This is a genomic window from Enterobacter sp. 22466 (genome assembly GCF_052044775.1).
Lineage (GTDB): Bacteria > Pseudomonadota > Gammaproteobacteria > Enterobacterales > Enterobacteriaceae > Enterobacter > Enterobacter dissolvens.
The window spans coordinates 107,948-126,602 of the sequence record NZ_JBQENX010000002.1; the positions used below are offsets into that span (position 1 = coordinate 107,948).

At 56.2% G+C, this 18,655-nt stretch carries 17 protein-coding genes; 7 read left to right on the forward strand and 10 right to left on the reverse strand.

The features are described from left to right. Window positions 1-2: 2 nt before the first annotated feature. The 3 genes from ppk1 to purM form a co-directional block, all read right to left on the reverse strand. A complete protein-coding gene (gene ppk1 / locus ACTJJI_RS07175) occupies window positions 3-2,063 on the reverse strand; it encodes a polyphosphate kinase 1 (RefSeq protein WP_440653563.1) in 2,061 nt (686 codons plus the stop codon). 205 nt (window positions 2,064-2,268) lie between these two features. Continuing rightward, a complete protein-coding gene (gene purN / locus ACTJJI_RS07180; protein ID WP_014832867.1) occupies window positions 2,269-2,910 on the reverse strand; it encodes a phosphoribosylglycinamide formyltransferase in 642 nt (213 codons plus the stop codon). Further along, a complete protein-coding gene (purM, locus tag ACTJJI_RS07185; protein ID WP_014832866.1) occupies window positions 2,907-3,944 on the reverse strand; it encodes a phosphoribosylformylglycinamidine cyclo-ligase in 1,038 nt (345 codons plus the stop codon). The genes purN and purM overlap by 4 nt, the downstream gene beginning before the upstream one ends. A 248-nt stretch (window positions 3,945-4,192) precedes the next feature. Here purM and bglK point away from each other — a divergent pair, with 248 nt between their 5' ends. The 5 genes from bglK (at window position 4,193) to ACTJJI_RS07210 (ending at window position 9,551) form a co-directional block, all read left to right on the forward strand. Continuing rightward, window positions 4,193-5,086, forward strand: a complete 894-nt coding sequence (gene bglK, locus ACTJJI_RS07190) for a beta-glucoside kinase BglK (protein ID WP_440653564.1) — start codon at window positions 4,193-4,195, stop codon at window positions 5,084-5,086. 10 nt (window positions 5,087-5,096) lie between these two features. Further along, entirely contained in the window at window positions 5,097-6,527 is a 1,431-nt protein-coding gene (locus tag ACTJJI_RS07195) for a 6-phospho-beta-glucosidase (protein WP_440653565.1), read from the forward strand. 225 nt (window positions 6,528-6,752) lie between these two features. Next, window positions 6,753-7,379 carry a uracil phosphoribosyltransferase gene (upp, locus tag ACTJJI_RS07200; RefSeq protein WP_003860560.1) on the forward strand — a complete coding sequence of 209 codons (627 nt, stop codon included), beginning with the start codon at window positions 6,753-6,755 and terminating at the stop codon, window positions 7,377-7,379. A gap of 86 nt (window positions 7,380-7,465) precedes the next feature. Next, on the forward strand, window positions 7,466-8,755 hold the full coding sequence (gene uraA, locus ACTJJI_RS07205; RefSeq protein WP_013098238.1) for a uracil permease: 1,290 nt from the start codon (window positions 7,466-7,468) through the stop codon (window positions 8,753-8,755). Window positions 8,756-8,849: 94 nt separating this feature from the next. Continuing rightward, window positions 8,850-9,551, forward strand: a complete 702-nt coding sequence (locus tag ACTJJI_RS07210) for a DnaA inactivator Hda (RefSeq protein WP_211944493.1) — start codon at window positions 8,850-8,852, stop codon at window positions 9,549-9,551. A gap of 33 nt (window positions 9,552-9,584) precedes the next feature. On the opposite strand, the gene ACTJJI_RS07215 is transcribed toward ACTJJI_RS07210, so the two are convergent. Genes ACTJJI_RS07215 through celB form a run of 3 tightly spaced genes read right to left on the reverse strand, consistent with a single transcriptional unit; the run spans window position 9,585 to window position 13,285 of the window. Next, window positions 9,585-11,006, reverse strand: coding sequence for a leucyl aminopeptidase family protein (locus tag ACTJJI_RS07215; protein WP_440653566.1), 1,422 nt, complete (start codon window positions 11,004-11,006; stop codon window positions 9,585-9,587). Between the two features lie 2 nt (window positions 11,007-11,008). Continuing rightward, entirely contained in the window at window positions 11,009-11,962 is a 954-nt protein-coding gene (locus tag ACTJJI_RS07220; RefSeq protein WP_440653567.1) for a N(4)-(beta-N-acetylglucosaminyl)-L-asparaginase, read from the reverse strand. Window positions 11,963-11,965: 3 nt separating this feature from the next. Further along, complete coding sequence (celB, locus tag ACTJJI_RS07225) at window positions 11,966-13,285, reverse strand: PTS cellobiose transporter subunit IIC (RefSeq protein ID WP_050860414.1); 1,320 nt, start codon at window positions 13,283-13,285, stop codon at window positions 11,966-11,968. A gap of 147 nt (window positions 13,286-13,432) precedes the next feature. On the opposite strand from celB, the gene ACTJJI_RS07230 reads away from it, so the two are divergent. After that, window positions 13,433-14,257, forward strand: coding sequence for an XRE family transcriptional regulator (locus tag ACTJJI_RS07230; RefSeq protein WP_248062634.1), 825 nt, complete (start codon window positions 13,433-13,435; stop codon window positions 14,255-14,257). Here ACTJJI_RS07230 and arsC read toward each other — a convergent pair. Continuing rightward, window positions 14,254-14,610 carry an arsenate reductase (glutaredoxin) gene (gene arsC, locus ACTJJI_RS07235; protein ID WP_192544413.1) on the reverse strand — a complete coding sequence of 119 codons (357 nt, stop codon included), beginning with the start codon at window positions 14,608-14,610 and terminating at the stop codon, window positions 14,254-14,256. The two genes, ACTJJI_RS07230 and arsC, sit on opposite strands and share 4 nt — an antisense overlap. A gap of 14 nt (window positions 14,611-14,624) precedes the next feature. After that, the gene (bepA, locus tag ACTJJI_RS07240) at window positions 14,625-16,088 is read right to left on the reverse strand and encodes a beta-barrel assembly-enhancing protease (protein ID WP_014832859.1); all 1,464 of its coding nucleotides are present in this window, start codon (window positions 16,086-16,088) and stop codon (window positions 14,625-14,627) included. A gap of 221 nt (window positions 16,089-16,309) precedes the next feature. Between bepA and ACTJJI_RS07245 the strand changes: the two genes are divergently transcribed. Continuing rightward, window positions 16,310-17,374, forward strand: a complete 1,065-nt coding sequence (locus ACTJJI_RS07245) for an AI-2E family transporter (protein ID WP_046888233.1) — start codon at window positions 16,310-16,312, stop codon at window positions 17,372-17,374. Between the two features lie 137 nt (window positions 17,375-17,511). On the opposite strand, the gene bcp is transcribed toward ACTJJI_RS07245, so the two are convergent. Both bcp and ACTJJI_RS07255 read right to left on the reverse strand, forming a co-directional pair. Continuing rightward, window positions 17,512-17,982: a thioredoxin-dependent thiol peroxidase gene (gene bcp / locus ACTJJI_RS07250; protein ID WP_013098229.1), complete on the reverse strand. Its 471-nt coding sequence runs from the start codon at window positions 17,980-17,982 to the stop codon at window positions 17,512-17,514. Next, window positions 17,982-18,551: a glycine cleavage system transcriptional repressor gene (locus ACTJJI_RS07255; protein ID WP_013098228.1), complete on the reverse strand. Its 570-nt coding sequence runs from the start codon at window positions 18,549-18,551 to the stop codon at window positions 17,982-17,984. Before ACTJJI_RS07255 ends, bcp begins: the two co-directional genes overlap by 1 nt. Window positions 18,552-18,655: the final 104 nt, after the last annotated feature.

Consider the following 18,655-nt stretch of genomic DNA (forward strand, 5'->3'; position numbering starts at 1 on the left):
GGTTAATCGGGTTGCTCGAGTGATTTGATATAGTCGTAAATCGCCAGTTGTGACCGCACTTTGCGGCGGTTGCCGCGCGGTACATAGCGGTTACTGAGTTCTTTGTCGATATAGCGTGCTTTCACCGTGTCGCTGAACAGAATCTCGATAATGTCGAGGATCTGCTGTTTCAGACGCGGATCCAGCAGCGGCGCCGCGACTTCAATTCGGTAGTCAATATTGCGTGTCATCCAGTCCGCAGAAGAGAGATAGACCTGTTTATCTCCCGCATTATCGAAAATATAGACGCGATCGTGCTCAAGGTAGCGGTCAACAATGCTGATGACGCGAATATTGTCGCTGATGCCTTCCAGTTCAGGGATCAGGGAACACATGCCGCGGATCAGCAGATTGACCGAAACGCCAGAGCTGGACGCGGCATACAGTCTGTCCACCAGTCCTTTGTCGACCAGGTTGTTGAGCTTCAGCGTGATGCCGGAGGACAACCCTTTTTGGGCGTTGGCGATCTCTTTGTCGATCATATCGTACAGCAGGCGGCGCGAGTTCTGCGGTGACACCAGCAGATAATCGAAGCTCACCGGGCGGTACGGGTTCTCAATAAAGTTGAACACCCGACGCACCTCGTTGGTGATGCGCGCGTCGGCGGTCAGCAGCGAGTAGTCGGTATAAATTCGTGCGGTTTTCTCGTTAAAGTTCCCGGTACCGATGTGGGCATAGCGCACCACGTCGTCACCCTCTTTACGGGAGATCAGGAACAGCTTGGCGTGAATTTTCAGGCCAGGCGCAGAGAAGATAACGTGTACACCCGCCTCCGTCAGACGGCGCGCCCAGTGGATATTGGCCTCTTCGTCAAAACGTGCCTGCAGCTCAACCACCACGGTCACTTTTTTGCCGTTGTGCGCGGCGTGGATCATCGCGTCGATGATGCGGGAGTCTTTGGCCACGCGGTAGATATTGATTTTGATTGCCAGCACGCTCGGGTCAAAGGAGGCCTGACGCAGCAGCTCCAGCACGTGTTCAAACGTGTGGTACGGGTAGTAGAGCAGGACGTCGCGTTCGCGGATGGCGTCGAAACCGTTACGGAACTTATCGAACCACAGGTGGCGCAGGCGCGGCAGCGGTTTGTTCACCAGATTGGCTTTGCCGACGTTCGGGAAGCCAATAAAGTCTTTAAAGTTATGGTAACGACCGCCCGGCACGATGGAGTCATAGCGCGAGATAGTCAGCTTGTCGCGCAGCATTTCCACCATCGCGTCTGGCATATCACGCTGATAGACAAAGCGCACCGGTTCGGCCGTCAGACGCTGCTTGAGGCTGGAGGACATCAGCTCCATCAGGCTGGCTTCCATCTCATGCACCAGGTCATATTCGGCGTCACGGGTCATCTTCATCGAATAGGCGTTCAACGCATCGTAATCGAAGAAGCCTTTGAAGATATCGTCCAGGCAGTAACGCAGGATGTTATCCAGCAGGATCATCGGCTTGCGTCTGCGCGGGGTTTCCGGCGGCAGGTTCACAAAGCGTGGCACCTTGTCGGACGGGATCTCCAGCAGCGCGTAACGGATGGATTCACCGCGAATAATTTCCACCGCCAGGTAGGTGTAGTCATCTTTCAGGAACTGCACCAGATCGGTTTCGCGGTTGATCAGAATAGGGGTGATGTGCTGACGCAGATACTGTTTAAAGTAGTGACGCAGCCAGTTTTGTTGGTTAACGGAGAGCTGACGTTCGTTAATCAGGAAGATTTGATTGCGTGCCATCTCCAGCAGCAACTCGTTATACAGGCCGTCAAATTCCTGATCGGCTTTCAACACGCGGGACTGAATTTTGCCTAACAGATGGCGCGAGTGAGAGTTTAAGCCCTGCTCTTCGCTGATGATGATCCGCCGTTTCAGTTCGGCAAAGCGAACCTTGTAGAACTCATCAAGGTTGTTGGAATAAATGCCCAAAAAGCGCATGCGCTCGATAAGCGGGTTGCTTTTGTCTGCCGCTTCCTGGAGTACGCGTTCGTTGAATGCTAACCAGCTTAGCTCTTTCTCGATATATAACTTTTCCTGACCCATTACAGCTCACACTCCAGTTCAATCACAGGACGTGGTAAATCCGTCTCGTCCTTATTATGGCGAGCATTTCCACGATATGTCCAACAGTGCCAGAAAAGTATGACAGTTATTTTTTTTGTTGAGGATTTTAGAGGGTTGGAGGAGAGGCGTGTCTGAGACTGCGGTGAGGAAGTCGGGTAAGCGCAGCGCCACCCGACATCACACACTACTCTTCGGCCGCATAACCCTGCGGTGGAAGCTGCACGCCGTCCAGCCAGGCGGCACCGTCGCGCATCGCCAGACGCCCGTCGACAAACCAGCTGACCACCAGCGGATAAATGGCATGTTCCTGGCTCTGCACGCGTTCGGTGACATCGTCTTCGGTGTCGCCGTCAAAGACCGGGACTTTCGCCTGCAGGATCACCGGTCCGCCGTCCAGCTCATCGGTCACGAAATGCACCGAAGTCCCGTGCTCTTCATCGCCGTTTTCCAGCACCTGACGATGGGTGTGCAGGCCGGGATATTTCGGCAGAAGCGAAGGGTGGATATTCAGCAGACGCCCGGCGTAGTGCCCGACAAACGCCGGGCTCAGGATGCGCATATAGCCCGCCAGCACCACAACGTCCGGCGCGTAGGCGTCAATCTCCTGAACCAGTTCGCGGTCAAAGGCTTCACGGCCGGCGAACTGGCTGGCTTCCAGCGCGTGCGCGGGAATGTTTGCTTCCCGGGCGCGCTCGAGGCCGAACGCGTCGGCCTTGTTGCTGAATACTGCCCGAATGGTGCCATTGATTTTCTTCTGTTTGCAGGCGTCAATGATGGCCTGCAAATTGCTTCCGTTACCGGAAATGAGCACCACGATGTTTTTCATTCAATGACCACACGCTGTTCGGAATCGGAAGCTTTGATAATACCGATTTTCCACGCGTTTTCACCTTTGTCCGTCAGCAGCTTAACGGCTTTATCCGCTTCGCTCGCGGGCAGGGCGATCACCATACCTACGCCACAGTTAAAGGTGCGGTACATTTCGTGAGAACTCACGTTGCCCGCGGTTTGCAGCCAGTTAAAGACCGCTGGCCACTGCCAGGACGATTCGTCGATTACCGCCTGGGTGTTGTCCGGCAGTACGCGCGGAATGTTTTCCCAGAAGCCGCCACCGGTCAGGTGGGCAATGGCGTGAACGTCAACGCTCTCAATCAGCTCCAGCACGTTTTTCACGTAGATGCGGGTCGGTGCCAGCAGATGGTCAGCCAGAGGTTTACCTTCAAGCTCAGTGGTTTGTGGGTCGCAACCGCTTACTTCGAGGATTTTACGCACCAGCGAGTAGCCGTTAGAGTGCGGGCCGCTGGAGGCCAGCGCAATCAGCACATCACCATCAGCCACTTTACTGCCGTCGATAATTTCTGATTTTTCTACCACACCCACGCAGAAGCCTGCGACGTCATAATCTTCACCGTGATACATGCCAGGCATTTCCGCGGTTTCACCGCCAACCAGCGCGCAGCCAGACTGCAGACAGCCTTCGGCGATACCGTTGATCACGCTGGCTGCGGTATCCACATCCAGTTTGCCTGTCGCGTAGTAGTCGAGGAAGAACAGCGGCTCAGCGCCTTGTACCACCAGGTCGTTTACACACATCGCGACCAGATCGATACCGATCGTGTCGTGACGTTTTAAATCCATCGCCAGGCGCAGTTTTGTGCCTACACCGTCAGTACCCGAGACCAGAACAGGTTCACGATATTTTTGCGGCAGCGCGCACAGTGCGCCGAAGCCACCCAGACCACCCATCACTTCCGGGCGGCGGGTTTTTTTCACCACACCTTTGATTCGGTCAACCAGCGCATTACCTGCGTCAATATCAACACCGGCATCTTTGTAGCTGAGAGAAGTTTTGTTGGTCACGGCTCAAGTCCCCACGCGATTGCATAGCTAGTAAGAAAAATCGGCGCAATTCTAACAGTCCAGGCAAACGTTTGCGAGCCTATTCTCGGCGCGAGGATCTTTTTTTCTGTGACACCTCAGGTGGCGCGCAAACTTGACTCCGTTCACGAAAATGAAACCGGTTTCGGCGATCTGCTTGCAAGCGGTTTAGCGAATGAACATCATGAAACTGAAACCGGTTTCAGTTTCATTCAGGAGGGATGAACGTCATGAACATCGCCGCATTTGATATCGGTGGCACCGCGTTAAAAATGGGTATTGTGACAGCGCAGGGCGAGCTGCTGCAGACGGATAAGGCCGCCATTAAGAACAGCGATGGCGACGCTATACTGTCGCAGATGCTGAACTGGGTGGCGGCGCATCCCGGGTTTGAGGGGATCGCCATCAGCGCGCCGGGGTATGTCAATCCGCATACCGGGTTTATTGCGATGGGCGGGGCCATTCGCCGCTTCGACCAGTTCGCGATGAAAGGCTGGCTTGAGACGCAGACGGGTTTACCGGTCACCGTGGAGAATGACGCCAACTGCGTGCTGCTGGCGGAACGCTGGCAGGGCAAGGCAAAAGAGATGGACAACTTTCTGGTGCTAACCATCGGCACCGGGATCGGCGGGGCGATTTTCTGCAACGGCAGGCTGGTTCACGGGGCGCGTTTTCGCGCCGGAGAGTTCGGCTACATGCTCACGGAAAGGGCTGACTCACGGCGCGTGGCCCGCCACTCCATGAATGAAAACTGCACATTACGCACGCTTCGCAAGCGCTATGCCGACTTTCACGGTCTGACGCTTGAGGACGTTACAGGTGAAGCCATTTTTGATGGCTATGACGCAGGCGACGCGGTGTGTCGCCGCCTGGTTGATGATTTTCTTAACGGCATTGCAACAGGGCTCTACAACCTGGCGAATGTGTTCGATCCGCAGACCATTTTCATTGGCGGCGGTATCGCGGAGCGGCCCGGATTTATGGATCTGCTTCGCACTCATCTTGCGTGGTTTGGCATCGCGGATATCGCCGATGTCGTCAGCCACGGCAACCGGGCCGGTCTTGTCGGTGCGGTTTACCACTTCAGACAGCAGTATCCGTCAGCAATCAGCAACATCGAATGAGGGAAAGAGTATGTCAGGATTTAAAGCAGGTTTTCTGTGGGGCGGCGCGGTGGCCGCGCACCAGCTGGAAGGTGGCTGGAAAGAGGGCGGTAAAGGGGTGAGCGTCGCCGATGTCATGACCGCTGGCGCCCACGGTGTACCGCGTGAGATCACCAACGGCGTGCTGCCTGGGAAAAACTACCCTAACCACGAAGCCATCGATTTTTACCATCGCTATAAGGAAGACATCAAACTCTTTGCGGAGATGGGGTTCAAATGCTTCCGTACCTCCATTGCCTGGACGCGTATTTTCCCGAAAGGGGACGAGCTGGAGCCGAACGAAGCGGGCCTTCAATTCTACGATGACCTGTTCGATGAGTGCCTCAAATACGGCATCGAACCGGTTATCACCCTGTCGCATTTTGAGATGCCGTATCATCTGGTCACCGAGTACGGCGGCTGGCGCAACCGTAAGCTGATCGACTTCTTTGTCCGCTTTGCCAAAGCGGTCTTCCAGCGCTATCAGCATAAAGTGAAGTACTGGATGACCTTTAATGAGATCAACAACCAGGCTAACTTCCACGAAGATTTTGCGCCGTTTACTAACTCCGGGCTGAAATATGCGCCGGGTGAAGACCGTGAGCCGGTGATGTTCCAGGCCGCGCACTACGAGCTGGTGGCCAGCGCGCTGGCGGTGAAAGCCGGGCGCGAGATTAATCCTTCCCTGCAGATCGGCTGCATGATTGCCATGTGCCCCATTTATCCGCTGACCTGTGCGCCTGACGACATCATGATGGCGATGAACGCGATGCATCGTCGCTACTGGTTCACCGACGTTCACGTGCGCGGCAAGTATCCGCAGCATCTGCTTAACTACTTTGCGCGTCGTGGTTTCACGCTGGACATTACCGAAGAAGACAAAGCGGCGCTGACGCAGGGCTGCGTGGATTACATCGGCTTTAGCTATTATATGTCCTTCGCCACCAAAGCGACGGCGGACAACCCGGAACTGGATTACGATGAAAGCAAGAGTCTGGTCTCCAACCCGTACGTGCAGAAATCTGACTGGGGGTGGCAGATTGACCCGGTTGGCCTGCGCTACTCCCTGAACTGGTTCTGGGATCACTACCAGCTGCCGCTGTTCATCGTTGAGAACGGCTTCGGCGCGATTGACGTGCAGGAGAGCGACGGCACGGTGAACGACCAGTACCGCATTGATTATCTTTCTGCGCACATCCGCGAGATGAAGAAAGCGGTGGTGGAAGATGGCGTGGATCTGATGGGCTACACCCCGTGGGGCTGTATCGATCTCGTTTCTGCCGGCACCGGCGAGATGAAGAAACGCTACGGGTTTATCTTTGTTGATAAAGATAATGAAGGGAACGGCACGCTGAACCGCAGCAAGAAAAAGTCGTTCGACTGGTATAAGCAGGTGATTGCGAGCAACGGCGAGCAGCTATAATTGCCCGGTGGCGCTGCGCTTACCGGGCCTACGGGATTTGTAGGCCGGGCAAGCGTTAGTGCCACCCGGCAGAACCCCGCACCCAAACCGGAGTCTCGCCTCCGGTTTTTTGTCTCTAAATCACTTTGCTTGATATACGTCAAGCAAGATGGGTATGGCCTAATCCGAAAAAAGCGGTATAATCCCGCGATTTTTTTGCGGACGCCACCTCAGAGGAGAAAGAGAATGAAGATTGTGGAAGTGAAACACCCACTCGTTAAACACAAGTTGGGCCTGATGCGTGAGCATGACATCAGCACGAAGCGTTTTCGCGAACTGGCATCTGAAGTCGGCAGCCTGCTGACCTACGAAGCGACCTCTGACCTCGAAACGGAAAAAGTGACCATCGAAGGCTGGAACGGCCCGGTGCAGGTTGAGCAGATCAAAGGTAAGAAAATTACCGTGGTGCCAATCCTGCGTGCTGGTCTTGGCATGATGGAAGGCGTGCTGGAGCACGTACCGAGCGCGCGCATCAGCGTGGTGGGGATCTACCGTAATGAAGAGACCCTGGAGCCGGTTCCGTACTTCCAGAAGCTGGTGTCTAACATCGACGAGCGTATGGCGCTGGTGGTTGACCCGATGCTGGCGACCGGCGGCTCAATGATTGCCACCATCGACCTGCTGAAAAAAGCAGGCTGCAGCAGCATCAAAGTGCTGGTGCTGGTAGCGGCACCGGAAGGGATCGCGGCGCTGGAAAAAGCACACCCGGATGTGGAGCTGTACACCGCGTCTGTCGACCAGGGGCTCAACGAGCACGGGTACATTATCCCGGGGCTGGGCGATGCCGGCGATAAGATCTTTGGTACGAAATAATCGAATAACGATAAATAAGCCGACTTTGAGAGTCGGCTTTTTTTTGAATAAAACACACATAACTAACCATCTCAGAGGAAAACACTATGACGCGCCGTGCTATCGGGGTGAGTGAAAGACCGCCGCTTTTACAGACTATCCCGCTTAGTTTGCAGCACCTGTTCGCTATGTTTGGCGCAACCGTGCTGGTGCCAATCCTGTTTCACATTAACCCGGCTACCGTGCTGCTGTTCAATGGTATCGGGACGCTGCTGTACCTCTTTATCTGTAAAGGCAAAATCCCGGCGTATCTGGGGTCGAGCTTTGCTTTTATCTCGCCGGTGTTGCTGCTGCTACCCCTGGGGTATGAAGTGGCGCTGGGCGGCTTTATCATGTGCGGCGTGCTGTTCTGCCTGGTCTCTTTCATTGTGAAGAAGGCCGGTACCGGCTGGCTGGACGTGATGTTCCCACCTGCGGCGATGGGGGCCATCGTTGCCGTCATCGGTCTGGAGCTGGCAGGCGTGGCGGCGAATATGGCTGGTCTGCTGCCTGCTGATGGGCAGTCGCCGGACTCCAAAACCATCATCATCTCATTGGTGACGCTGGGCGTGACGGTATTTGGCTCCGTGCTGTTCCGCGGTTTTATGGCGATTATCCCGATCCTGATCGGCGTGCTGGCGGGTTATGCACTCTCCTTCGTGATGGGCGTTGTCGATACCACCCCAATCGCTCAGGCGCACTGGTTTGCCCTGCCAACCTTCTATACGCCACGCTTTGAATGGTTTGCAATCTTCACTATTCTGCCTGCCGCGCTGGTGGTTATCGCTGAACACGTTGGCCACCTTGTGGTGACGGCGAACATCGTCAAACGTGACCTGATCCGCGACCCGGGTCTGCACCGTTCGATGTTTGCAAACGGCTTCTCGACGATCATCTCCGGTTTCTTTGGCTCCACGCCAAACACCACTTACGGTGAGAATATTGGCGTCATGGCGATCACCCGCGTTTACAGTACCTGGGTTATCGGCGGCGCGGCCATCATCGCAATCCTGCTCTCCTGCGTGGGTAAACTGGCAGCAGCGATCCAGATCATCCCGGTTCCGGTGATGGGCGGCGTGTCTCTGCTGCTGTACGGCGTAATTGGCGCATCCGGTATTCGCGTGCTGATTGAGTCCAAAGTGGACTACAGCAAAGCGCAGAACCTGATCCTGACTTCCGTTATCCTGATCATCGGCGTGAGCGGCGCGAAGGTTCACATCGGCGCGGCCGAGCTGAAAGGCATGGCGCTGGCGACCATCGTTGGTGTGGGCCTGAGCCTGATTTTCAAGCTGATTTCCGTGATCCGTCCGGAAGAGGTGGTACTGGACGCCGACGAAAGCGAAAAAGCGTCACACTGATCGTAAAGCCGGGTGAGGGATCGCCCGGTTCTCTCCTGGCAGGTTCCGTGCTAAACTCCGTTCCGATTTTATGTAAGATCTGGTTGAGGTACTTCTGAACGGACCGGCACAGCTCTCTCTGCCACTCTATCTCCCTGACGACGAAACTTTCGCGAGTTTCTGGCCGGGTGATAACCCCTCTTTACTGGCTGCACTCCAGAACGTGCTGCGCCAGGATCACAGCGGATACATCTATATCTGGTCACGCGAAGGCGCGGGGCGCAGTCACCTGTTGCATGCCGCCTGTGCGGAGCTTTCTGCGCGGGGGGATGCGGTAGGCTATGTACCGCTGGATAAACGTACCTGGTTTGTGCCTGACGTGCTGGAGGGAATGGAACATCTCTCACTGGTCTGCATCGATAATATCGAATGCGTGGCGGGGGATGAGCCATGGGAAATGGCGATCTTTAACCTCTATAACCGTATCCTGGAGTCGGGCAAAACCCGGCTGCTGATCACCGGCGATCGTCCGCCGCGCCAGCTTAACCTGGGGCTGCCGGATCTCGCTTCCCGTCTCGACTGGGGGCAAATCTACAAGCTGCAGCCGCTGTCAGATGAAGACAAACTCCAGGCGTTGCAGTTGCGCGCCAGACTGCGCGGATTTGAACTGCCGGAAGACGTGGGGCGTTTCCTGCTCAAGCGTCTGGATCGGGAGATGCGCACGCTGTTTGACACGCTCGATCAGCTCGATCGCGCCTCCATTACTGCCCAGCGTAAGCTCACCATTCCGTTTGTGAAAGATATTCTGAAGCTTTGAGGTTGTTTGCCCGGTGGCGCAGCCGCCACCCGGCTAGAGATCCCCCATCAGGTGCTCCACCAGCAGCGGAATCGGCCTCCCTGAGGCCACGCTTCTGCCACCCTCACGCCACAGCGCCGTACCGCTAATATCCAGATGCGCCCACGGAATTGTCGGCGGGCAGAAGTGATGCAGCAGCCACGCCGCCGAGGCACTGATCGCCGCATTGTTGGGCGGCGTATTGCACAAATCGGCGATGGCGCTGTCGGTCTGCTTTTTCATCCGCGCATCCAGCGGCAGGGACCACACTTCATCTCCGCTCTGTTTTCCTGCCTGTGTCAGCGCCTGGCGCAGCGGTTCATCCTGGGTCATCAACCCGCTCAGCTCATATCCCAGCGCTTTGACCACCGCACCCGTCAGCGTTGCCATATCGATAATGTAGCGTGCCTGCGGATGGCGCTGGCTGGCCCAGGCGATAGCGTCTGCCAGCACCAGTCGGCCTTCGGCATCGGTATTATTAATCTCAACCGTGGTGCCGTTGCAGGCTGTCGCCACCGTGCCTGGCTGCATGGCATCCGGGCCGATGGCGTTTTCTGCCAGCGCCAGCACGCCCATGAGGCGCACGGGCAGCGCCAGCTCTGCAACGGTCAGCATCAGCCCGAGCACATTTGCCGCGCCGCACATGTCATATTTCATGGTGTACATGCCCGCGCCATCCTTGAGCCACAGGCCGCCGGTATCGAAGGTAATGCCTTTACCTACATAGCAGCGCACCGGGCCGTCAGAAACACCGTCATAGTGAATAGCCAGCAGTCGTGGCGGGCAGGAGGCGCCTTTGCCAACGGCGTGAAGCAGCCCCAGACCCTGTTCAACGATCTGCTTGTCATCCAGCACGTCACAGCGCAGGGCAGGGAAAGCCGCGCACAACGTCTGCGCCTCCTGCACCATAAACTGCGGCGTGCAGCGGTCGGAGGGGATATCGGCCAGACGGCGTGCGGCGACCATTCCACGGCTAATGGCGAGCTGCTGGCGGAAGATAACGTCCAGCCGCGCCTGCTGTTCTGGCAGGCAGAGGGCGGTAACGTGCTCAACGCGCAAAGTGACATCGTCCGCTTTCTTCAGCTGCAGATCGCTAAGCCTGTGCGACTGATTAAAAAGAAAACGCAGGAGCTGTTGCAGCACAACGTCGTCAATGTGGGTGACATCCAGCACTACGTCGTTGCTGACGGGCGTCGCCAGCAGCGGGCGGAGGGCGGTCAGTAATCCTTCAGTCAGCCCGTCATGCCAGAGTGCATCCGGCACCAGGGTGATGCGTGCAAAGGGCGCACAGCCAAATCGGGTGTCGGCAACGGCGTCCTGTTCGCGCATTTCCGCAATCAGCGGAGTGTCCGGCAGCAGCGGGCACGCGCTGCGGGCGATGAGATGGCTGTGTGGAGTTGCCTCTGAAAGGTCCGTTATTAGCTGATACGTCATCATTATTACTCCTCAATCGGGGCGCGGATCCGTGCGGCATAGGCCTGCATCCATTCATCATCCACCGCCTGATAGTGCGTTTTTTCCCGCAGGCGTTCGGCGCGAAACACGGTCAGCGGCTGGCGCGCGGTCGCCACCACAAACGAGAATGTTTTGATGTTGGTGGCGGCGCCAAATTCACCTTTGTTATTCATGCATACCACGGAGAGATCGCCCGCGCGGCCAAAACGCGACATCAGCTTGTCTTCCAGCTCGAACACCACGGAATCTGCCGCCTGCTGCGGAGACATCCCCTGCGCCATGCGGCGAACAATTTCGTAGCTGGTGCAGCCTTTCATCAGATCTTCGCCCACGCCCGTGGCGGTGGCGGCGCCGGTTTCACTGTCGCAGTATAAGCCGGAGCCGATGATCGGTGAATCGCCAAGGCGGCCGCGCTTTTTCATAAACAGGCCGCTGGTGGAGGTTGCCACGCTCATGGATCCCTGTTTATCGAGACCGATAATCCCGACGGTGTCATGACCATCGTAGGGGCTTAAGCCTTTATCCAGCGTCTCCCGGCAGCGCTTGCGGTAGTGCTGCATGGCCCGGTCGGTGAGCATCGTTTTGTCGGCAAAACCCTGGCTCAATGCCCACTCCCGCGCGCCCTGGCCGACCAGCAGGCTGTTATAGCGCTGGCGGCTTAACGCCTGCGCCACGCGAACCGGGTTGGCGATATCCACCAGATTTCCCACGGCGCCAAAGGCCAGCGTGTCGCCATCCATGTAGGCGGCGTCCAGTTCCACCTCGCCATTTTCGGTTGGTAGCCCGCCGTAGCCGACCGATTTATAGAACGGAAAGTCCTCGACGGCGGCAACGGCATCCACGACCGCGGCAGCCACCGGTTTCCCTGCTGCCAGCGCAGAGGCCGACTCGGTGACGCCCTCAAGCGCCATTCGCCAGGTGGCGATAATTCCCCACATGCTTTACTCCTGTTTTGCAAGGGTGGTGTCGGTTTGCGTCACGGTGGCAATCTCCGCGGCGCGATACTGTTTATCCACGATACGCATGAATGGCAGATACAGCATGGCGCCAATCAGCAGGTTGATAAGCTGCATGATGCTGCCGCTGAGATGCCCTGTGACGATAAAACCGCTGATAACAGGCGGCAGCGTCCAGGGGATAAACACCCCGGTGGTGACGGCGACCGCACCAATTTGCATTGCCACGTACTGCACGGTGACCAGCACCAGCGGCACCAGATTGAACGGAATGAGCATGATCGGGTTCATGATCACCGGCAGGCCGAACAGAATAGGCTCGTTGATGTTAAACACCGAGGCTCCCGCGCCCAGGCGTGCCACTTCGCGCATGTTTTTACTGCGGGCGAAAATCAGCATCGCAATCACCAGCGACAGCGTGGCCCCTGCGCCACCCATCCAGATCATGTCAAAAAACTGTTCGGTAATAATGTGCGGTGGGGTGGCGCCGGCCTGAATGGCGGCGATGTTATCGGTCTGGTTCTCCATCCACAGCGGGCGGATAATGCCGTTGATCATCGAACCGGAGTTAATGCCCACAGACCACAGAATGGTGATGCTGAATACGGTCATCAGCGCGCCAAAATAGGAGGTACCGTAGTGGCGAACCGGGGTTGCCACCACCTCGTAAATAAACTGGTGGATGGTGTTGTAATGGGTGTTTTCAAAGCCGATGCGGATAACCAGCACCAGGATCATCACCAGCAGGGCAGGGATCAGCGCCGCGAACGACTCCTGCACCGCAGGCGGTACGCCATCCGGCATTCTGATAACCAGCTTTTTGCGCTTCAGCCAGCAGAACAGCTCCGTCCACAGCAGAGAACCAATCATCGCCACGAATAATCCTTTACTGCCAATCCACTCTACCGGCATGACAGTGATGCCACCCTGTTCCGCCACTTTGATAAAAGGGGTCAGGATCAGAAAGGCGACCAGTGCCAGAATGCCGCAGGAGATACGGTCTTCGCCATAGTGTTCAGCCAGGCGGTAGGCGACCAGGAAGCTGATAAACAACGACATGGTCGAGAACACCGCGTTGAACGGGATTTCGATAATCGCGCTCCAGCTTTCCCCAAACGCCTGAGACATAAACTGCTGATAGGTTTGATTGGGGAAGGAGGAGATCACCAGCAGGATGGAGCCAACGATGATAAACGGCATGAATGAAACGTAGGCACCGCGAATGGCACCAAGATGACGCTGCTGGGCCGTTTTGGCCGCCAGCGGCATCAGTTTTGCTTCAAGAAATCCCAGAACATTGTTCATTGTGAACTCCGTACAAGATTGAGAGGTGTTGTTTGTGTTATCTGTGGGGATTATCAGTGAAGCGTGGCGAGCGAAAGGTGAAATCGGTCACAAAGCAATCGCTGATGCATGATAAATCTCATAAGATTAGTTTCAGGAATCGTTGCGATGGAAATCAAACTGCACGCCAATGCGACCACGACGCCGCGCATCCGCCGCTATCTTCAGCAGTCGGATAAGAGCGACAGAGAGCTGGCCGTCGAGCTGGGTATTTCAGTCACTACCGTCAGACGCTGGCGCAATCGCGACCAGGTGTCGGATAATCATACGACGCCGAAAGTGATACACAAAGCGATGAGACAAGAGCAGATTGCGCTGGTGAATGCCCTGCGTGACATCCTGAGGGCACCGCTGGATGAACTGCTGTCGATGGTTAACGACGTACTCGGAATCGCCGTTTCCCGCGCTACCCTGAACCGCTATCTCAAACCGGCCGCAGCTAAGCAAAAAGGGGCACCCTTGCAGGGGAAAAAGGCGCTTAAAGCGGGTATTACGCCCCATACGCTGGAACTGCACCATTTGCCGTTGTCGCTGCATATGGACGACGGCGGGGAGCAGCATCTGCTGTGGGCGCGAGAGCCGGTGAGCGGCTGGTGCTATGCCCGGCTTTACGCCGGGCTGTCGACTCAACGACTGAATACCTGGACGCAGGAGGTGCTGGCGGCATGTCCGGCTGCTATACAATCTATTGAGACTTTTGGTTTTGAGGCGACGCTGGCTGTTAACGACATTACGGTGAAGGCACATCAACGTACCTGCAGTGCACTTCAGGTGATGGTGCCCTTACGCGATATTATTCCGCGAGTGAATGTTGAACCGCCGGGTGTATTATTGATGACCTTGTGCGAGTTTTACAACCGGGGTAAAGCGCAGAAAAAGCTGGGGGAAAGTACGCCGCAGGCCTTTCTGGAAGGGCTGCGGCGCGAGGTTTAAAGAATGTCGAGCACCTCTTCCGGTGGGCGTCCAATGCGCGCCTTGCCGTTTGCCACCACAATCGGGCGTTCAATCAGCTTCGGATTATCAACCATCGCCTGCACGAGCTCAGCTTCAGTGAGACGCGTGTCGTCCAGGTTAAGTGACTTATACAGATCCTCTTTCTGGCGCATCAACTGACGTGCACTGCCCATGCCCAGCATATGCAGGAGCTGGTGGATCGTCTGCGCGTCTGGCGGTGTCTCCAGATACAGCACCACTTCCGGCTCAACGCCGTTGGATTTCAGCAGGCTGAGGGTGTCGCGGCTCTTGGAGCAGCGAGGGTTATGGTAGATTTTTACCGCGTCAGTCATATTTTCTTCCTTTTTTACATCTTTTCGTACGGCTTGAAGCGCTGCTGTAGTGCGCGCAGCTGATCGATACGCGCATCGTAACGGGCCTGTTGCAGGCTGCCTAGTTTGACCTGCGAACTGGCGCTGCTGAGCATCGAAATGGCCTGATCCAGACGCCCTACCAGGGCAAAACCTTCGGCGCGTGCCGCCAGCTCCTGATCGCGGTTACCCAGCTGGGCTTCTGCCTGAGCGAGCAGATCCCAGCCGTTTTGATCGTCTTTATTGTCGAAGGTGTAGCGGTTCAGAATGGTGGCCGCTTCACCCGGCTGGCCGCCCTGCAGATAAGCGTTTGCCAGGTTAAGCTGCAGCACCGGGTTGGTCCGCACCTCTTTGGCACCTTTCAGGCGGTTAATCGCATCGGCAGGTCTCTTCTGCCCCAGATCGATATCGGTCGACAGATCGAGATACCACGGGTTATTCGGGTCGGCGGCCAGCAGCGGTTGCAGGGCTTTGCGCGCCTCGTCGTATTTACTGGCCTCCATCGCCTGCAGGGCTCGGCCGTATTGCGCCGCGTTCTTCTCGCGCACGTTGCCTTTTGCCAGGGCATCCAGCAGGTCGCTGGTGAGCTGGTTACGCCCGGAATTGTACATGCCCAGCGTTCTCACTTTCGCCATGTAGAAATCCTGTGAGGATTGCACCACCACCGGACGCATCTGATTGGCACGGTTACGCGCATCCGACAGGCGGCTTTCCGGTAACGGGTGGGTGAGCAGGATTTCGGGTGGACGTGACGAGTAGCGTGCCTGATCGAGCAGTTTTTCCAGGAAGCTTGGCATGGCCTGCGGGTCAAAGCCCGAGCGCTGCAGTACCTGGATGCCAATGCGGTCCGCTTCCTGTTCGTTTTGCTGGGTAAAACTGATCATCCCCTGGCGCGTGCCTGCCAGCGTGCCGGTTAATGCAGCCATCCCGGCCTGCGGGCTGGCCATCGCCAGCAGAATAGAGCCCAGCGCCCCCACCCAGGTCAGGGGCGCGTTGCGTTTCTGGTCTTCCATCGCACGGGCCAGATGGCGCTGGGTCACGTGGGAAATTTCGTGCGCCATCACTGACGCCAGCTGGCTTTCGTTATCGGAGTAACGGAATAACGCCGAATGCAGCACCACGTTACCGCCAAAGAAGGCGAAGGCGTTGATTTCGTCGTTATTGATTAAATAGAAGTGGAAGGGGGTTTTTACCGAGTTGGCGTGCGAGACCAGGCGCATCCCCAGACCATTAATGTACTGCACCAGCAATGGGTCATTGATCAGCGGAGCACTGCCGCGCAGCTGGCGAACGTAGTAATCACCCATCTGCATCTCCTGACCAATGGAGAGCGTGCTTCCTGCTGTGGTGCCCATGTCCGGCAATGAATCGGACGAGTCAGCGAAAGCTGGCAACACCTGACCGACCGTTACGGCGGCAATCAGTGTCGCGACCACTGTTTTTTTCAACTGCCTGAACATAACCACTGTCCTGTATTTTGGATGTGCTAATTTGACCGATGAACCCGCATATCGTTCATCTCCACTGCCCTGCGAGTGTAGCCGTGTTACGGCATGAAGAAAATCCCATTCATCAGGCTTTTGCGGATTGTGACAGGGATACAAAAAGCGAAAGTCTTTTTTGTGACAGTTCGATACAATTCACATTCTGACTCCCGTCATTCGATTCAGGGAAGGGTTGTATGCTCGAAATGTTAATGCAGTGGTACCGGCGTCGGTTTAGCGACCCGGAGGCCATTGCTTTGCTGGTTATTCTGGTTGCCGGATTCGGTATTCTGTTCTTCTTCAGTGGCCTTCTGGCGCCACTGCTGGTAGCGATTGTGCTGGCCTATTTGCTGGAATGGCCAACCGCGCGACTGGAAAATATCGGCTGCTCCCGACGCTGGGCGACCAGCATTGTGCTGGTGCTGTTTGTCGGCATTCTGCTGTTGATGGCTTTTGTGGTCATGCCCGTCGCCTGGCAACAGGGGATCTACCTGATCCGCGATATGCCCGGTATGCTGAACAAGCTTTCTGATTTCGCTGCCACGCTGCCGCGTCGTTATCCTGCGTTAATGGATGCCGGGATCATCGATGCGATGGCTGAAAATATGCGCGCCCGCATCATGACCATGGGCGACTCGGTGGTCAAATACTCGCTGGCGTCACTGGTTGGGCTGCTCACGCTCGCCGTCTACCTGGTGCTGGTGCCATTGATGGTGTTCTTCCTGGTGAAGGACAAAGATCAGATGCTCAACGCCGTGCGGCGTATTCTGCCGCGTAATCGCGGGCTGGCCGGGCAGGTGTGGGAAGAGATGAACCAGCAGATCACCAACTACATTCGCGGCAAGGTGCTGGAGATGATTGTGGTTGGGGTCGCGACGTGGATTGGCTTCCTGATCTTCGGGCTGAATTATTCACTGCTGCTGGCGGTGCTGGTGGGGTTATCGGTCCTTATTCCGTATATTGGCGCGTTTGTGGTCACCATCCCGGTGGTGGGCGTCGCGCTGTTCCAGTTTGGCCTGGGCACCGAGTTCTGGAGCTGCTTCGCCGTGTACCTGATTATTCAGGCGCTGGATGGCAACCTGCTGGTGCCGGTGCTGTTCTCAGAAGCGGTAAATCTGCATCCGCTGGTCATTATTCTGTCGGTGGTGATTTTCGGCGGGCTGTGGGGATTCTGGGGCGTGTTCTTTGCCATTCCGCTGGCGACGCTGATTAAAGCTGTCGTCCACGCGTGGCCGGATGTGCCGGCGGTGGAAGAGAAGTAGTTTTTGTGCGGCCTGATGCGCTCACCCCGGCCCTCTCCCACGGGGAGAGGGGGAAACACTAAAAACGGCAACCAGGTTGCCGTTTTGCATTTATCTTGTAGGTCGGGTAAGGCGAAGCCGCCACCCGACACTCACTTTCAGGCACTTTGTTTCAGCCAGTTCAACACCACGTCGTGGTGGTTGCTGGTTTTGAAGTCGTCAAAGACATGTTCCACTTTACCGTCAGCGTCAATCAGGAAACTGATGCGGTGAATGCCGTCATAGGTTTTGCCCATAAACGTCTTCTCGCCCCAGACGCCGAACTGCTCACAGACCTGATGATCTTCGTCGGAAAGCAGCGTGAAGTTCAGCAGCTCTTTTTCAGCAAATCGTGACAGCTTTTCTGGCTTATCGGTGCTGATACCCAGCACTTCTACGCCGGCTTTTTTCAACTCGTCCATGTTGTCGCGTAAGCCGCAGGCCTGTACGGTGCAGCCCGGGGTCATGGCTTTCGGGTAGAAATAGACCAGAACACGCTGTCCCTGGAAGTCGGTCAAATTTACTTGCTCACCATCCTGATCCGGTAAGCTAAATTTCGGTGCGATGTCACCGGCTTTCAGTGGGTTCATTACTCAACTCCATCCTGTTCATGCTGCGAATAATTTACGACGCTTATACTGCCTTGCGCGTGTAATTCTGTACAGAGGGCTTTGAACGCTTGCTCGATATTTGACGCATCCTGTGATGCAGGACTGTGGGCGGTGATTTGAATAAAGAGGGTAGGAACGGCACTCTCATCAGCCGGTTGTGTGCGGGAAACCAGCTCGGCAATGTTCATCTGATGGCTGTCAAACAGCGCGGTAAAACGCTCGATCAGATGAGGGGAATCAGGAACTTCAACCTGTACCCAGACGGTGGCAGGCATGGCCGGACGCGGACGCGCGTTGGTGCGTTTCATCACGATCAGTAAATCCAGCTCCGCGCCTTTCAGCGGCAGGGTGGATTCGATAAGCGTGATGGCGTTCCATGTCCCGGACAGCAGCATAATAAACGTGAACTCTTCGCCCAGCATCGCCAGACGGCTGTCCTCGATATTACAGCCGCAGCTGCTCACGTGGCGGGTAATGGTGTTCACGATACCCGGCCTGTCAGCACCCAGCGCAGTGATAACCAGGTAATGTTGTGATGAGGTTGTCAAACCTGTTCTTCCTTTGCTTGGTTAAGTCTTCCTAAGGAAAGCATAAAAAAAACATGCATACAACCGCCTGAGGGCCTCAGGTCGCTTGCTTTTATTACAGTTCC

Bases quoted from the DNA above. Each gene is read 5' to 3' on its own strand.
- ppk1 (WP_440653563.1), bottom strand. From the start codon at position 2,063: ATGGGTCAGGAAAAGTTATATATCGAGAAAGAGCTAAGCTGGTTAGCA.
- purN (WP_014832867.1), bottom strand. From the start codon at position 2,910: ATGAAAAACATCGTGGTGCTCATTTCCGGTAACGGAAGCAATTTGCAG.
- bglK (WP_440653564.1), top strand. From the start codon at position 4,193: ATGAACATCGCCGCATTTGATATCGGTGGCACCGCGTTAAAAATGGGT.
- ACTJJI_RS07195 (WP_440653565.1), top strand. From the start codon at position 5,097: ATGTCAGGATTTAAAGCAGGTTTTCTGTGGGGCGGCGCGGTGGCCGCG.
- upp (WP_003860560.1), top strand. From the start codon at position 6,753: ATGAAGATTGTGGAAGTGAAACACCCACTCGTTAAACACAAGTTGGGC.
- uraA (WP_013098238.1), top strand. From the start codon at position 7,466: ATGACGCGCCGTGCTATCGGGGTGAGTGAAAGACCGCCGCTTTTACAG.
- ACTJJI_RS07215 (WP_440653566.1), bottom strand. From the start codon at position 11,006: ATGATGACGTATCAGCTAATAACGGACCTTTCAGAGGCAACTCCACAC.
- ACTJJI_RS07220 (WP_440653567.1), bottom strand. From the start codon at position 11,962: ATGTGGGGAATTATCGCCACCTGGCGAATGGCGCTTGAGGGCGTCACC.
- celB (WP_050860414.1), bottom strand. From the start codon at position 13,285: ATGAACAATGTTCTGGGATTTCTTGAAGCAAAACTGATGCCGCTGGCG.
- ACTJJI_RS07230 (WP_248062634.1), top strand. From the start codon at position 13,433: ATGGAAATCAAACTGCACGCCAATGCGACCACGACGCCGCGCATCCGC.
- arsC (WP_192544413.1), bottom strand. From the start codon at position 14,610: ATGACTGACGCGGTAAAAATCTACCATAACCCTCGCTGCTCCAAGAGC.
- bepA (WP_014832859.1), bottom strand. From the start codon at position 16,088: ATGTTCAGGCAGTTGAAAAAAACAGTGGTCGCGACACTGATTGCCGCC.
- ACTJJI_RS07245 (WP_046888233.1), top strand. From the start codon at position 16,310: ATGCTCGAAATGTTAATGCAGTGGTACCGGCGTCGGTTTAGCGACCCG.
- bcp (WP_013098229.1), bottom strand. From the start codon at position 17,982: ATGAACCCACTGAAAGCCGGTGACATCGCACCGAAATTTAGCTTACCG.